13 protein-coding genes are annotated in these 15,466 nt (G+C 32.8%); 6 read left to right on the top strand and 7 right to left on the bottom strand.

Features of this window, described 5'->3' with window-relative positions; genetic code table 11:
• The first annotated feature begins 9 nt into the window (after positions 1-9).
• The 3 genes from AC4FQ3_RS13860 (at position 10) to AC4FQ3_RS13850 (ending at position 3,869) form a co-directional block, all read left to right on the top strand.
• The gene (locus tag AC4FQ3_RS13860; RefSeq protein ID WP_491182223.1) at positions 10-2,469 is read left to right on the top strand and encodes a TonB-dependent receptor; all 2,460 of its coding nucleotides are present in this window, start codon (positions 10-12) and stop codon (positions 2,467-2,469) included.
• 73 nt (positions 2,470-2,542) lie between these two features.
• Complete coding sequence (locus tag AC4FQ3_RS13855) at positions 2,543-3,097, top strand: hypothetical protein (RefSeq protein ID WP_491182222.1); 555 nt, start codon at positions 2,543-2,545, stop codon at positions 3,095-3,097.
• Positions 3,098-3,143: 46 nt separating this feature from the next.
• Positions 3,144-3,869, top strand: coding sequence for a hypothetical protein (locus tag AC4FQ3_RS13850; RefSeq protein WP_491182221.1), 726 nt, complete (start codon positions 3,144-3,146; stop codon positions 3,867-3,869).
• A gap of 213 nt (positions 3,870-4,082) precedes the next feature.
• Here AC4FQ3_RS13850 and AC4FQ3_RS13845 read toward each other — a convergent pair whose 3' ends face one another.
• The 6 genes from AC4FQ3_RS13845 to AC4FQ3_RS13820 form a co-directional block, all read right to left on the bottom strand.
• Positions 4,083-4,784, bottom strand: a complete 702-nt coding sequence (locus tag AC4FQ3_RS13845; protein ID WP_042567295.1) for a hypothetical protein — start codon at positions 4,782-4,784, stop codon at positions 4,083-4,085.
• A gap of 139 nt (positions 4,785-4,923) precedes the next feature.
• Complete coding sequence (locus tag AC4FQ3_RS13840) at positions 4,924-6,753, bottom strand: ABC transporter ATP-binding protein (protein WP_491182220.1); 1,830 nt, start codon at positions 6,751-6,753, stop codon at positions 4,924-4,926.
• Complete coding sequence (locus AC4FQ3_RS13835; RefSeq protein WP_491182219.1) at positions 6,754-7,791, bottom strand: PDDEXK nuclease domain-containing protein; 1,038 nt, start codon at positions 7,789-7,791, stop codon at positions 6,754-6,756.
• 6 nt (positions 7,792-7,797) lie between these two features.
• Positions 7,798-9,525, bottom strand: coding sequence for a phospho-sugar mutase (locus tag AC4FQ3_RS13830; protein WP_491182218.1), 1,728 nt, complete (start codon positions 9,523-9,525; stop codon positions 7,798-7,800).
• Between the two features lie 154 nt (positions 9,526-9,679).
• The gene (locus tag AC4FQ3_RS13825; RefSeq protein WP_073396524.1) at positions 9,680-10,627 is read right to left on the bottom strand and encodes a glycosyltransferase family 2 protein; all 948 of its coding nucleotides are present in this window, start codon (positions 10,625-10,627) and stop codon (positions 9,680-9,682) included.
• Between the two features lie 8 nt (positions 10,628-10,635).
• Positions 10,636-11,166, bottom strand: coding sequence for a DUF4199 domain-containing protein (locus tag AC4FQ3_RS13820; RefSeq protein ID WP_073396525.1), 531 nt, complete (start codon positions 11,164-11,166; stop codon positions 10,636-10,638).
• Positions 11,167-11,414: 248 nt separating this feature from the next.
• On the opposite strand from AC4FQ3_RS13820, the gene AC4FQ3_RS13815 reads away from it, so the two are divergent.
• The 3 genes from AC4FQ3_RS13815 (at position 11,415) to AC4FQ3_RS13805 (ending at position 14,998) form a co-directional block, all read left to right on the top strand.
• On the top strand, positions 11,415-11,669 hold the full coding sequence (locus tag AC4FQ3_RS13815) for a type B 50S ribosomal protein L31 (RefSeq protein ID WP_029272307.1): 255 nt from the start codon (positions 11,415-11,417) through the stop codon (positions 11,667-11,669).
• 297 nt (positions 11,670-11,966) lie between these two features.
• Positions 11,967-13,142 (top strand): GlmU family protein, encoded by a 1,176-nt coding sequence (locus tag AC4FQ3_RS13810; RefSeq protein ID WP_491182217.1) that lies wholly within the window; start codon positions 11,967-11,969, stop codon positions 13,140-13,142.
• Positions 13,143-13,363: 221 nt separating this feature from the next.
• Entirely contained in the window at positions 13,364-14,998 is a 1,635-nt protein-coding gene (locus tag AC4FQ3_RS13805; RefSeq protein ID WP_073396530.1) for an ABC-F family ATP-binding cassette domain-containing protein, read from the top strand.
• Positions 14,999-15,074: 76 nt separating this feature from the next.
• Here AC4FQ3_RS13805 and AC4FQ3_RS13800 read toward each other — a convergent pair whose 3' ends face one another.
• Positions 15,075-15,377: a GNAT family N-acetyltransferase gene (locus AC4FQ3_RS13800; RefSeq protein ID WP_302093365.1), complete on the bottom strand. Its 303-nt coding sequence runs from the start codon at positions 15,375-15,377 to the stop codon at positions 15,075-15,077.
• Positions 15,378-15,466 lie beyond the last annotated feature (89 nt).

Below are 15,466 nucleotides of genomic sequence, written 5' to 3'. Positions count from 1 at the left end.
CCAAAACGTTTGAACCAGAGTAAATTAATATTCGTTTTCCTTTTTTTATGCATTGGTTATGTTTCATTTGCTCAAAATGCTCATGTAAAAGGAATTATTTTAGATAGTGAAAAACGTCCCGTTTCTGATGTGAATATTGTCACTTCAGGAAGTTCTTCTAAAACAGATTCTAATGGTTTTTTTGAAATAGAAATTCCTTCGAATAAAAAAACATCCCTGATTTTTACACATATTTCCTTAAAAATGATGAGTCTTACGGTGAATTTAAAACCGAATGAGATTTTTGTTTTCAATCCGGTTATGAGTAATTCGGCAGAGCAAATGGGAGAAGTTTTTGTTTCTTCGAATAATAAAAAGCGCGTTCAGGGAATTACGGTTATTGATGCCGCAACGATCAAGAAAATTCCAGGAGCAAACGCCGGAATAGAAAACGTACTAAAAACGTTGCCGGGTGTAAATTCAAATAACGAATTGAGTACACAATATGCCGTTCGAGGCGGAAATTATGATGAGAACTTAGTTTATGTAAACGAAATTGAAGTGTATCGTCCGTTTTTAATTCGTTCGGGACAGCAGGAAGGTTTGAGTTTTACCAATACAGATTTAGTTCAAAACGTAGATTTTTCTGCCGGTGGTTTTCAGGCAAAATTTGGGGATAAATTGTCTTCCGTTTTAGATATTACCTATCGAAAGCCAACCGAATTTGGCGCAGCTTTAGAAGCCAGTTTCCTTGGGGGAAGTGTTGCTGTTGATGCAGTTTCTAAAAATAAAAAATGGTCTGCCGTAACTGGGGTTCGTTATCGAAACAATAGTTTATTGGTAAATAGCCAGGATACACAAACCAATTATACGCCAACTTTTGTTGATGTTCAGACGAATATCAATTATGATATTTCTGAAAAATGGCAAATGAGTTTTTTAGGAAATATTTCGCGAAATAAATATTTATACCAGCCTTTAACCCGCGAAACTAAATTTGGAACCATAGATCAGCCTATGGCTTTGGCAGTTTATTATGAAGGTCAGGAAAAAGATCAATATGATACTTATTTTGGCGCTTTAAAAACTACTTATAAAGTCTCGCCAGGTTTTACCTTAAAATTGATTGGTTCAATATTTCACACAACAGAACAGGAACATTTTGATATTTTGGCACAATATCGTTTAGGAAATGTAAATCCCGACGGAGAAACCGATACTGATAATGTTGATTTCACACGCGGAATTGGTTCTCAACTCAATCATGCGCGAAATGATCTGGACGCTTTAATTGCAAATGCAGAAATTAAAGGTTTTAAGGAATGGAGTAATAGTCAGTTAGAATTTGGTTTAAAATACACCAGAGAATCCATTCGTGATAGAATAGTAGAGTGGGAGATGATTGATTCTGCAGGATTTTCAATCAATCCACCAATTATTCCAATAAATAATCAGCCATACGAACCTTACACTGGGCCTTTGCTGCCTTATCAGGATGTTCGTGCGACTAATTTTAATACGATAAACAGATATTCTGGTTACGCACAATATAACAATCAATCAGAGATTGGGTCAAGCCAAATTTGGTATAATGTTGGAGCACGTTTCCAGAGTTGGGATGTTTCAGGTGCTGCAATCGAAGGAAAAAATCAAATTGTTTTTAGTCCGCGTGCGCAATTTGCTTTAAAACCAGATTGGGATATGGATATGGTTTTCAGGCTTTCGGGAGGATTGTATCATCAGCCGCCATTTTATAGAGAACTTCGTGATTTAAATGGTGTTGTAAATCCAAATGTAAAAGCGCAGGAATCTGTACATATTGTTTTGAGCAACGATTATAATTTTAAAATGTGGAGTCGCCCGTTTAAATGGGTTACTGAAATCTACTATAAATCGCTTTCAGATGTAAATGTGTATTCGATTGATAATGTTCGAATTCGCTATATCGCCAACAATAATGCAAAAGCGTATGCGCAAGGTTTAGATTTTAGATTAAACGGAGAATTTGTTCCCGGAACCGAATCGTGGATTAGTTTTGGGTATTTAAAAACCGATGAAAACTACGAAAACAAAGGGTATATCGCCCGACCAACAGATCAGCGTTTAAAATTCGCCATGTTGTTTCAGGATTATATGCCAAATATTCCGAGTGTGAAATTGTATTTGAATTTGGTTTATAATACAGGTTTACCAGGCGGTTCGCCATCTTATTCTGACCCATATTTATATCAAAACCGATTAAATGACTACCGCAGAGCCGATGTTGGTTTTGCAAAGGTTTTTGTGGATAGCAATACACAAAGTTCTAAAACAGGCTGGATAAAAAACTTTAAAGAATTGTCTCTTGGTTTAGAAATCTTCAATCTTTTCAATAATCAAAATGCCATAACAAACACCTGGGTTCGCGATGTATATTCTAAAAATCAATATGCGATTCCAAATTATATGACTTCACGCGTTTTTAATGTTAAGCTGAATGCGAGGTTATGATAGAGAAACATGAAAAAAGAAAGAAGATTTTTTACGTTCCTGGAATGATTTCGCTAGTTTTTATTCCTTTGTTTTGTTTTGTCATTTTTATAAAGTTGATGCTTTTAAAGTTTATGGAGGAATTGAGATTTATCTGGCCGATAAGAGGTCATTCACAAAATATAAAATTGCTACTTTAAGAAAATATAAGATATTTGATTTTAATGGGAGTTTATCAGCTGAAAAACAAAGGCTGAATGAAATGAAATTTTATCTGAAGAAATTAGTTATAAGTAAAGATACTATAAATGGGATTGTAACTCATTTTGGTCCTAAAACGAATTATGATGTTTATGTTAGTGTTGTAGATATACTGAAAACTGAGAAAGCGCCCACTTTTGCACCCTATAGAGATGATATTTACATACTGGCAAGTAGTAATAAATCTAAAAAAAATAAAAAATCAAAAAATGATCACATGATGACATGCATTCCAGTAGTGATGTTTGTAGATGATTATGCTGAAAGGGAAAAGAAATTATATCAAATTTCTTTTTTTAAACAAAAGTGGATATTGGTTTCTTTTGGTTATTTCGCGCTTGTATTCCTAAACATCTTCGCCCTAGTAAAATTCAATAAAAATAAATAATACAATCAAAAATACTATATTTGATATTCCAATATAATTAGCATACATGAAAAACTATTTAAAATATATCGCCTTAGTAATCATCGGAACAGTAGTGAGTTGTAGAGATGAAGTGCAGAAGCAGCCAAAAGTAATTTATGATGCTTCAAATAAAGCAAAAGTAGTAGCCAAGACAGATTCAACACAAATTGAAGTGGCTGATTTGCCTATTCAGATGGAAGGAACAAATTATTTAATCCATCCGGTTGGAGATTTACGTGTTTATGAAAGAGGTACAAAATCACGTTACGGATCTTCGAGCGTAAACGATTTGAGTTTTACAATTTCTAATTTAGGAGAATATGAAATTACAGGATATTTACAAAATCTGAAATTTCAAAAAACAGATTCAGATTCTATCCGACCTTTGTCTGATAAACCAGTTTTGATCTTAACAGCTACGTATTTAAAGCCTGTTGCTGATAAAACGAAGAATCAAATAATGGTTTACACTCTTGCTGACGCTGATACCAATAAAGATGGTAAAATTGATTCGGGAGATATTAAAACGTTATACTTAAGCAATATTAGCGGTGAACATTTTACCAAAATTTCTGAAGATTTTCAGGAATTAGTAGACTGGAGTTTAATTGAATCTAAAAGCCGTTTGTATTTTAGAACAATCGAAGATACCAACCAAAACGGACAATTCGATAAAAACGATGTTTTGCATTATAACTACATTGATTTAGCTTCTAAAAAATGGGAGGTTGAAAACTACAAACCGATATAAGGTTCTGAGATACTAAGATTCTAAGTGACTGAGGTTTTTAAATACCTTACACAAAAAACCATTTAAAAATTAACTGAAATAATTTTTAAATGGTTTTTTTGTTATCATCAAATAAAAAGAACCCTTTTGATTTTTCTATGTACGTAAAGCACGAAAAAAACTCAGCACCTTAGAATCTTAGTTTCTTAGAACCTTAGCAACTTTAAAAAAAATCTAAATCAAAATATCGCTTTCTAAATCTGATTTTTCTATTTCGAAATCAAAACCAAGTCTTTCTACCAATTCAATTACTAGTTTTTTGTACCAGTTTTCAGACTTTGGATGAATGTAGATTTTTTCGATTAATTGGTTGATATCGACATTGATTTTTAACCCGTCGTTTAATTTAATGGTACTTTTTGAAGTATCAGTTAAAATGCGTACTTCGCGCTCATATTGAAAACTTTTTCGTTTAAATAAAAACGGAAAGAACAAATCATCAAACGGAATATATTCTTTTCTGTAATCGATATAATTGACCTCTCCAATATATTGATCAAAATTATTCTCTGGTTTTACTGCTTTTTGCAATCTGCCAATTGTTGACTGAATCGCTAATCCTTCGCTGTTTTGAGTGAAAATCTGCCACATTGCAAATGATTCGTATTCGTTGATGTGCCAGCTGCTCACAGCTACTTTTTCGCGATGTGTTTTGTAGTAATTTAAAAAGTCAGGATTATCAATGGCTAGCTTTTTAATCTCTTCAAAAGTAGGTTCGCTGAAAGTTCCTTCATACTGATCTTCGAATTTGTCAGAGCGGGACATGAATAATTTTTTAGACAATAATAAATCCAAAAATTTAGACAAATCAAGGTATTTCCAAACAATAGTATCCGGATCTTCAGGCAGCTTTATATTTGGATTATTCAGGTACATTTCTTTAATATTTAGAGGATTATACTCAAAAAAAATGCCACAGATTACACAGATTTTAAAAGATTTTATTTCATTATTTATAAAAAAGAATCCGTGTTAATCTGTGTAATCTGTGGCTAAGCTAAAATATATCTTTTAATTACGATTCAAAAGACTGCATTGTAACCAATTTGTTATAAGTTCCGTTATGTGCAATTAGTTGGTCATGAGTTCCTTGTTCTACTATTTTTCCTTTTTGCATTACAACGATCAAATCCGCTTTTTGAATTGTCGAAAGTCGGTGCGCAATAACAATCGAAGTTCTGTTTTGCATCATATTTTCAAGAGCAACCTGAACAAATTTTTCACTTTCAGTATCCAATGCTGATGTAGCTTCATCCAAAATCATAATTGGAGGATTTTTCAATACTGCACGTGCAATAGATAAACGCTGCTTTTGTCCGCCGGAAAGTTTATTTCCGCTGTCACCAATATTGGTATAGATGCCTAAAGGTAATTCTTGTACAAATTCATATGCATTAGCGATTTTCAACGCTTCAATAATTTCATCATCTGTAGCATCTAATTTTCCTAGGGAAATATTTGCTTTTATAGTATCATTAAACAAAATGCTGTCTTGTGTTACCAATCCCATTAAACTACGAAGTGATTGCAAATTCATGTCTTTAATGTTGATTCCATCGATAGAAATAACACCGTCATTAACATCGTAAAAACGCGTTAATAAATTAGCAATTGTACTTTTTCCACTTCCCGATTGTCCAACAAGGGCAACGGTTTGTCCTTTTTTAATTTCAAGAGAAAAATCTTTTAAAACCGTTTCTTCTTCGTATTTAAAATTAATGTTTTGAACCGTTATATTATTATCAAAAGATGTTTTTTCGATTGCATCAGGTTTAGAAGTAATTGGGTTTTCCTGATCCAGAATTTCTAAAACACGATCTGCTGCTGCATTTCCTCTTTTAACTCCATAAGAAGCTTTTGAGATAGCCTTTGCAGGTGTTAGGATGTTATAAGCTAATCCCATGTAGGCTATAAACGAGGCACTTTGCAGTGTTTTGTCAATCAAAACCATTTGTCCACCATACCATAGCAAGATGGCAATTACGGTAATTCCCATAAATTCGCTCGCAGGCGAAGCAAGGTTTTGGCGATTACCAATGTTGTTTGATAAATTAAAAAAACGTTCTGTTGAATTTTGAAAAACAGTGTTGAAGTAGTTTTCAGAGTTATATCCCTTTACGACTTTCAATCCTCCAATAGTTTCTTCTATGGTTGATAAAAAAGTACCTTGTTCCTGTTGTGCTTTAGTAGATTGTTTTTTTAACTGTTTTCCAATTAATGAAATAATATATCCGGATACAGGAATAAAAATAAATACAAACAACGTAAGTTTAGCACTAATAATTAGCATTGCAATTATTGTAAAAATGATCGTCAAAGGTTCTTTTACAATAAGTTCTAATATCGCTAAAAACGAAGTTTGAACCTCGTTTACGTCAGCTGAAATTCTGGAGATAACGTCTCCTTTTCTTTTTTCAGAATAAAAAGCCAACGGTAATTCAAGTGTTTTTTTATACATCGCATTTCGCATATCTCTCAGAACACCATTTCGTAAAAAAGTGATAAAAAACATTGCCAGATAATCGGCCAGATTTTTTAGTAAGAATATAGAAATGATAATCGCAACCATTATAGATAAAACGTAACCCGGCTCATGCGTGCCTTTTGTTGTTGTAATATAATAGCTTAAATAATCTTCACCATATTTCTGAATTTCTAGAATTCCTTGATATTCAGGTTTTACCGTAATTTGTTTGTTTTTGTCAAAAAGTACCTGAAGCATCGGTATTAATGCAACAAAAGAAAGTGTGCTAAAAAGCGCATATAAAACATTAAAAAAGATGTTTAAGAAAGCGTATTTTTTATATGGATATATAAAAGGAACTATTTTTTTGAAATTACTCATTTATTTATAGATGTTATTTTCTGCTATTGCAATTGCTTTTTCCAGTTTTTCCAGCAATAATTTTTTTTCTGGTAGTTGGGTTAAATATGCTGATACTTTTATTTGTTCGTCATTATCCAGCATTAAATAATTTATTTGTTCTGGAGATTTTTCACTGCACAAAATTAATCCAATTGGTTTGTTTTCGCCTTCTTTTTGTTCATTTTTCTCAAGCCAACGCAAATATAATTCCATTTGGCCTTTATAACCGGCTTTAAACTTCCCTAATTTCAAATCAATAGCAACTAACCGGCGCAAACCGCGATGGTAAAAAAGTAAGTCAATGTAAAAATCTTCGTCGTCGATTGTGATTCTTTTTTGGCGGGCAAGAAAAGCAAATTCGCTTCCCATTTCGGTAATGAAATTTTGCAATTGTGCCAAAATAGAACTTTCAAGATCTTTTTCAGAATAACTATCGTGAAGTCCTAAAAAGTCCAAAAAATAAGGATCTCTAAAGGTTAGATCCGGACTAATTTGTTTTTCTGATTTTAAAAGTGCTAAGTCGTTGATGATGGTTTCCTCAGGCTTTTTACTAATAGCAGTTCTTTCAAAAAGCATACTGTCAATTCGTTCCTGTAAAGTTCTTACGCTCCATCTTTCATGAACGCTCATCTGAATGTAAAACTCTCTTTTAATATTGTTTTCAATATAAATTAAAGTTCTGATATGGGACCAACTCAATTTTGCACACACTGTGTGCAAAATTGTAAAGTCCTCAATTGTAGAGTTTAACTTGACAAAGCTTTGTAAGTTTCGTTTGTTAAAGCCTATTCCGTATTTGTCAGTTAAAGCAATGCTTAATGCTGGAATTATCTTTTTGCCATAATCTGCGCGATCATTTTTTAGAATTTCTTCGTTGATCGTTTTTCCAATATTCCAATATAATAAAGTTAATTCCTGATTAACCGTTTTGGCAACAAAATGACGAGCCTGATCTATTAATCCGATAATTGAATTTAATAGTTCCGGCTGATTATTTATATCAGGTTTGTCACTCATTATTATTTACTTCAATTGCATTCCTGCAATGATATTTTGTATTTTCTGATCTAAGAAACTTTCTGCAGCATCAAAATCCTGAACTGATTCTAATTCTGCATTAACGCTGATATAGAATTTAATTTTTGGTTCAGTACCACTTGGTCTTGCACAAATTTTAGAACCGTCTTCAGTATAATAAATCAATACGTTTGATTTCGGAATATCCATGGCAGATTCTTCGCCAGTTAATAAATTTAAGGCAATAGAGGATTGATAATCTTCAACCATAATTACGCGTTGTCCGTTGATTTCTTTTAATGGATTTTCACGTAAATCAATCATCATCTGATTAATTTCCTGTAATCCTTCCATTCCTTTTTTGGTCAATGAAACCAAATATTCTTTATAGAAACCATTTTCAACGTAAAGTTGTAAAAGTTCTTTATAGACAGTGCTTCCGGCAGCTTTGGCCTGAGCAGCCACCTCGCAGATCAATAAAGTAGCAGCAACTGCATCTTTATCGCGAACGGCATCACCAACCATAAAACCAAAACTTTCTTCTCCACCACCAATAAATTGAAGTTCAGGAAAATCTTTGATCATTTTGGCAATCCATTTAAAACCTGTCAAACCAACTTTGCATTCTACACCATAACTTGTTGCCAGTTCCATCATCATTGGAGTGGAAACAATGGTGGAACCTACGAATTGTTTTCCGTTAATTTTGCCTGCTTTTTTCCATTGTTTCAATAAAAAAGAAGTCATCAAAATCATGGTTTGATTTCCGTTAAGCAAAATCATTTTACCATCATTGTTTCTAACGGCAACACCTAAACGGTCACAATCAGGATCTGTACCAACAACAATATCTGAGTTTGTTTTATCTGCCAAAGCCAAAGCCATTGTTAAAGCTTCCGGTTCTTCGGGATTTGGAGATTTAACTGTTGGAAAATCTCCATCAGGAATCGCTTGTTCAGGGACAATATGTACGTTTTTGTAACCTGCCTGTGATAAAGTATCCGGAATAGATTTTATAGAAGTACCGTGTAGTGAAGTAAAAACAATATGCAAATTATCTTTGGCTTCAGCCGGAGTATCAAAACTTGCGTTTTCTATAGATGATTTAATAAAAGCCTTGTCGATTTCTGTATCGATGTATTGAATCAGGCTTTCGTTTGCGTTAAATTTGATTTTGTCGTAATCTAAATTTTCGATTACATTGATGATTGCTGCATCTTCCGGCGGAACAATTTGTCCTCCGTCTTGCCAATATACCTTATAACCGTTATATTCCGGCGGATTATGTGAAGCCGTAAGTACGATTCCACATTGACAGCCTAAATATTTAAGCGCGAAAGATAATTCCGGAGTTGGGCGTAAATCTGAAAACAAATAAACCTGAATTCCATTTGCAGAAAAAACATCAGCCACAACCTTTGCCAAAGTATTACTGTTATGACGACAATCATAAGCAATAACTACTTTTAATGGTTGATTAGGAAAAACTTCATGTAGATAATCTGAAAGACCCTGTGTGTTTTTTCCAAGCGTATATTTGTTAATTCTATTGTTTCCAATACCCATAACACCACGCATTCCACCTGTACCAAATTCCAGGTTTTTATAAAAACTTTCTTCAAGTTCTTTTGGCGACGTTGTCATTAATTCCTTAACGGCCGCTTGTGTTTCATTGTCAAATGTAGGCGTCAGCCATTCGTTTACAGCATTTAAAATATTAGGTGCTATATTCATGTAAATGTGTTTTTAATGTTCTAATTAAAGATAATATTTTTTAAGGAATAATCCTGCTTTATAGTAATTATCAAAAAAATATTTTTATGTTCCTGTAAGAACGCAAAAGATGCTCCTGAATTATTCAGGAACATCATATTTTATTGTCTTTACTTTAAAAATTAACTTCTCGAGCTACTTTATAACGAGCTTCATTGCTTTTAGTACGCAATATAATTTCACCTAAAAATCCGGCTAAAAATAATTGCGTTCCTATAATCATTGATGTTATGGATAGATAAAAATGTGGTCTTTCGGTAATTAATCGGCTTGTTTTGTGAATAAATAATTTATCGATTCCTAAGTATAGGGCTAATAAAAAACCAATCAGAAACATTATCGATCCCAATAAACCAAATAAGTGCATTGGTCTTTTTCCAAATCTTGATAGAAACCAAATCGTAATCAAATCCAGAAAACCGTTGATAAAACGATCCATGCCAAATTTGGTTTCCCCATATTTTCGGGCCTGGTGAATCACAACTTTTTCCCCAATTTTATTAAAACCTGCATTTTTTGCCAAAACCGGAATATAACGGTGCATTTCGCCCGAAACTTCGATGTTTTTTACAACTGTGTTTTTATATGCTTTTAATCCGCAATTAAAATCATTTAACTCAACTCCGGAAGTTTTTCTGGCCGCCCAATTAAATAATTTTGAAGGTAAATTTTTCGCCACAACAGAGTCGTAACGTTTCTTTTTCCAGCCTGATACCAAATCAAATTTCTCTTTTGTAATCATTTCAAATAATCCGGGAATCTCATCCGGACTATCTTGCAAATCGGCATCCATAGTAATAATTACGTCGCCTTTTGCTTTTGCAAAACCCGCATGCAGAGCTTGTGATTTTCCAAAATTTTTCATGAAACGAATGCCTTTTACATTGGGGTTTTCGTTAGAGAAACCTTCAATAATTTCCCAGGAATTATCTGTACTGCCATCATCTACAAAAATGATTTCATAAGAGTAATTATTTGATTGCATCACTTTAATGATCCACGAATAGAGTTCTTGTAGTGATTCCTCCTCGTTTAGAAGTGGTATAAGTATAGATAAATTCATTTATTTTTTTATTCTTGTGTAGATTTGCTTTTAAAAAATGCTGCGAAAACTAATCCGAAAATAGCACAGATTACAATAGCGAAAACAGATCCTTTTACTAATTCTAAGGTAGAATAAGGATTTGTTATTTTCATTTTTGCAACAGTTTCATTAATTGTAGAAGCCGGAGTGCCAAACTTTTGCAGCATACCAACCGTATATTTAATCATAATTTCGCTTAAAGTATCTTTTGCTCCCGGATCAATAACATTAAATAGGACAATGTTGAATAAAGTAGAGATTAGAATACCAATTACCGCTGCAATAAAGTAAGTGGTAAAGGCCTCTTTGAAAGGAAAAATTCCATTTAATTCTTTCTTGGTTTTAGAAAGCAAAATGATTGATATCGTTACGTTTATTACTAAACCAAGCAAGCCAAACCACCAGGAAACAAATAGATTTAAATCGACTGCATAAATGGTAGCAGTAATTAGAGCAGATGCAATTCCGATCATTACACCGTATGTAATTCCATTCTTCTTTATAACTTCATTAATCATATTTATATATGTTTTAAAATTAATCCACAAATATAGTAATTCCGAATATAATCGCGGGGAAAAAAGCTTTTTGAATTTAAGTAAAAAAAAGTGACGTAAAGATTTGTATATTAAAAAAGAATTGTAAATTTGCAAACTCAAAATAATTAAAAGTTTTTAAACAAAAAGAGTATTATTTGTTTACACCTTTTTCTAACCATGAAAAAGCTTCAAAATAAAAATGCTTTAAACAATAAATAAAAGAAAAGATGAAAAAAGGAATTCACCCAGAAAATTACAGATTAGTTGCATTTAAAGACATGTCAAACGACGAAGTTTTTATCACTAAATCTACTGCAGATACAAAAGAAACAATTGAAGTTGACGGAGTTGAGTATCCAGTTGTAAAAATGGAGATTTCTAGAACATCTCACCCTTTTTATACTGGTAAATCTAAACTTATCGATACTGCAGGACGTATTGATAAATTCAAAACTAAATATGCAAAACACGTTAAAAACTAATAACTGTTTTTTATTTATACAAAAGCCTTCCAATTTGGGAGGCTTTTTTTATGCGGTTAATTATTAGCCACGAATTCACGAATTTTTCTTTTTTAGGATTAAACACCAACCGTTTCAGTAATTAGAAATGTTTGTAATATGCTTTGTTTTTAATTTGTTTATAATTAATTCGTGAATTCGTGGCAAAAAAACGTTTCATATTTCTTTTTGATAAAAAAGGTCTTTAATCAAACTCATAAATATTTGTAACTTTGACTCAGGTAACCAAATCAATTTTAACAATATTAAATCTATTTTATGAACTACATTCTTTTTGACGGTCCCGTCCGGAATGCTTTATTACCGTTTACATTTACAAGACCTGTTGCTGATATTTTAATCGGAATTATGACAATTCGTCAGAAATGGGAAATGCGTTTGGGGTCTACAATCACAACAATTACCGAAGAGTATTTGTCTGCAAAATTTCCGATGGTGGAAATGGAAGAAAATGTAATGATAAATGCGGCGTATTTACCAAATGATACGCTTGCAGAAATGGTTTCTGATTTAAAAGAAAATCAAGCGATTTTTAAAGGAGATGATGTAATTGCTTTTTTTACAAATGAAAATCAGGAAGAAGTTGATTTTGATTCGTATGAAATAATTCAATACAACGAGGATTGTATAACAGTAGAGCATACGTGGGATATTTTTTCTAAAAATGATGCTGCAATTCGTGCTGATTTTGACTACTTGACAGAAGATCGAAAATCACAACCAATTCCGAAAAGTGTAAATGTAATTTCGCCTGAAAATATTTTTATTGAAGAAGGGGCAAAGCTTGAGTTTGTAACGCTGAATGCTTCAGCCGGACCTATATATATAGGTAAGAATGCCGAAATTATGGAAGGAACCGTAATTCGTGGTCCTTTTGCTTTATGTGAAAATGCACAAGTGAAGTTAAATGCAAAAGTTTACGGAGCTACAACTGTTGGTCCGGGATCCAGAATTGGTGGTGAAGTTAAAAATTCTGTTCTTTTTGCCAATTCAAATAAAGGTCATGATGGATTTTTAGGTGATTCTGTTTTGGGCGAATGGTGTAATATTGGAGCGGATAGCAATAATTCAAACCTGAAAAATAATTACGAAGAGGTAAAATTATGGAGCTACGAAACAGAAGGTTTTGCTAAAACGGGACTTCAGTTTTGTGGCTTGATGATGGGCGATCACAGTAAATGCGGTATTAACACGATGTTCAATACAGGAACGGTAGTAGGAGTGAGTGCGAATATTTTCGGAAGTGGTTTTCCTCGTAATTTTGTTCCGAGTTTTTCCTGGGGCGGAGCTGCAGGTTTTACCACGTATGTGACTAAAAAAGCTTTTGAAACGGCAAAATTAGTAATGAGCCGAAGAAACATAGAATTTGATGAAATTGAATCTTCAATTCTGGAGCACATTTTTGAGGAAACTAAAAAATGGAGAAAGGATTAATTATCTAATTAGTCAATGTGCCAATTAGATAATTGAAAATATTTGCTCCGCAAAGTTTATATGCTTTGCGGAGTTTTTTATGTTTAAAAAGCTTTTTGTCTTTAATGAGAATTATCTAATTATCTAATTGCCAAATTATCTAATTAAATCTATCTTTGCACCACGAAAAAAATGGGTTATCAAATAAACGATTAACCGATTAAACAAATTCACAAAAAGTAATGATTACAGTTAACGATATTTCGGTTCAGTTTGGTGGAACTACATTATTTAGCGATGTTTCTTTTGCTATAAATGAAAATGATAAAATTGCCCTTATGGGTAAAAATGGTGCGGGAAAATCGACACTTTTAAAAATAATTGCAGGTCAGAGCAAACCCTCAACCGGAAGTATTTCGACTCCAAAAGATGCTGTTGTGGCTTATTTGCCTCAGCATTTATTGACCAAAGATGGTTCGACTGTAATGGAAGAAGCATCAAAAGCTTTTGGTGAAATTTTTAAAATGAAAGCCGAAATTGATGAAATCAATGAGCAATTAACAGTTCGTACTGATTATGAAAGTGATGCTTATATGAAATTGATCGAAAGAGTTTCTGACTTAAGCGAGAAATTTTATGCGATTGAAGAAGTGAATTATGAAGCTGAAGTAGAGAAAATTTTAGTTGGTTTAGGTTTTGAACGTGAAGATTTTACACGTCAGACTTCTGAGTTTTCAGGAGGATGGAGAATGCGTATAGAATTGGCTAAAATTTTATTGCAAAAACCGGATTTAATTTTACTGGATGAGCCAACCAATCACATGGATATTGAAAGTATTCAGTGGCTTGAAGAATTTTTGATCAATTCAGCAAAGGCAGTTGTGGTAATTTCGCACGATAGAGCGTTTGTAGATAATATCACAAATCGTACTATTGAAGTAACAATGGGAAGAATCTACGATTACAAAGCAAAATATTCTCATTATTTAGAATTGAGAAAAGATCGTCGTATTCACCAACAAAAAGCATATGATGAGCAGCAAAGAATGATTGCTGATAACAGAGCTTTTATTGATCGTTTTAAAGGTACTTTCTCTAAAACAGATGCAGTGCAGTCTCGTGTTAAAATGCTTGAAAAACTTGTTATTGTTCAGGTTGATGAAGTAGATAATTCAGCATTAAAATTAAAATTTCCGCCGGCAGCACGTTCAGGGCAATATCCTGTTGTAGTAAAAGAACTGTCTAAAAAATACGGAGATCATGTAGTTTTTAAAGATGCTAATATTGTTATCGAAAGAGGAGAAAAAGTAGCTTTTGTAGGTAAAAACGGTGAAGGAAAATCGACCATGATCAAAGCGATCATGAAGGAAATAGGTATCGATGAAGGAAGTGTTGAAATTGGACACAATTCTCAAATTGGATATTTTGCTCAAAATCAGGCTTCTTTATTAGATGAAAATGCTACTATTTTTGAAACAATCGATGCAATTGCTGTTGGAGATATCAGAACACAAATTAAAAATATTCTTGGAGCATTTATGTTTCAGGGAGATGATATAACTAAGAAAGTAAAAGTGCTTTCGGGAGGGGAAAAAACGCGTTTAGCAATGATAAAATTATTGTTGGAGCCGGTAAACTTGTTGATTCTGGATGAGCCTTCGAATCACTTAGATATGAAAACAAAAGATATTATTAAAGATGCATTGCGTGATTTTGACGGAACTTTAATTTTGGTTTCCCACGATCGTGATTTCCTTGACGGATTAGCAACGAAGGTATTTGAATTTGGAAATAAACGAGTTAAAGAACATTTTGAAGATGTGGCAGGTTTCCTGGCACATAAAAAAATGGATTCTATGAGAGAGATTGAAAAATAGAATTTTCAGTTTTATTATAAACAAAAAGCACAAGTTAATTCTTGTGCTTTTTGTTTTTTATGAAGAAATAAAAAAATTAAATCCTAATTCCCGGAGGAAGTAATTCTTTATACTTTGGATTTTTTTTGATGAACTGTACAATTTTTGGGTGAATAGGCATTAATTTAAATTTCTTTTCTACCACAATTTCCATGATGCTTTTAAGTACGGTGTCAATTAAAGCTTGGTTTTCAAATCCCTCGGGAGTATTGATTTTGGTTAAAAAAATTTTCTTTTCCTGAAACGAATATTCAACAGAAAGCAATCCTTCGGGGGTTATGGCTTCAAATTGTCTTGCAAAAGTGTTGTCTTTGATTTCCATAATGTCAATAGTTTCCATAATTAGTTGTTCTTGTAGGGTTAAAAAAATAATAGAAATGGTGGGCGCAAATAACTCATATAAAACTCCTTAAAAAGATATTTAACATG

Source organism: Flavobacterium sp. AK-345, assembly GCF_058310175.1.
The sequence above is the reverse complement of the archived record's forward strand: the minus strand, read 5'-3'. Positions and strand labels throughout refer to the sequence as shown.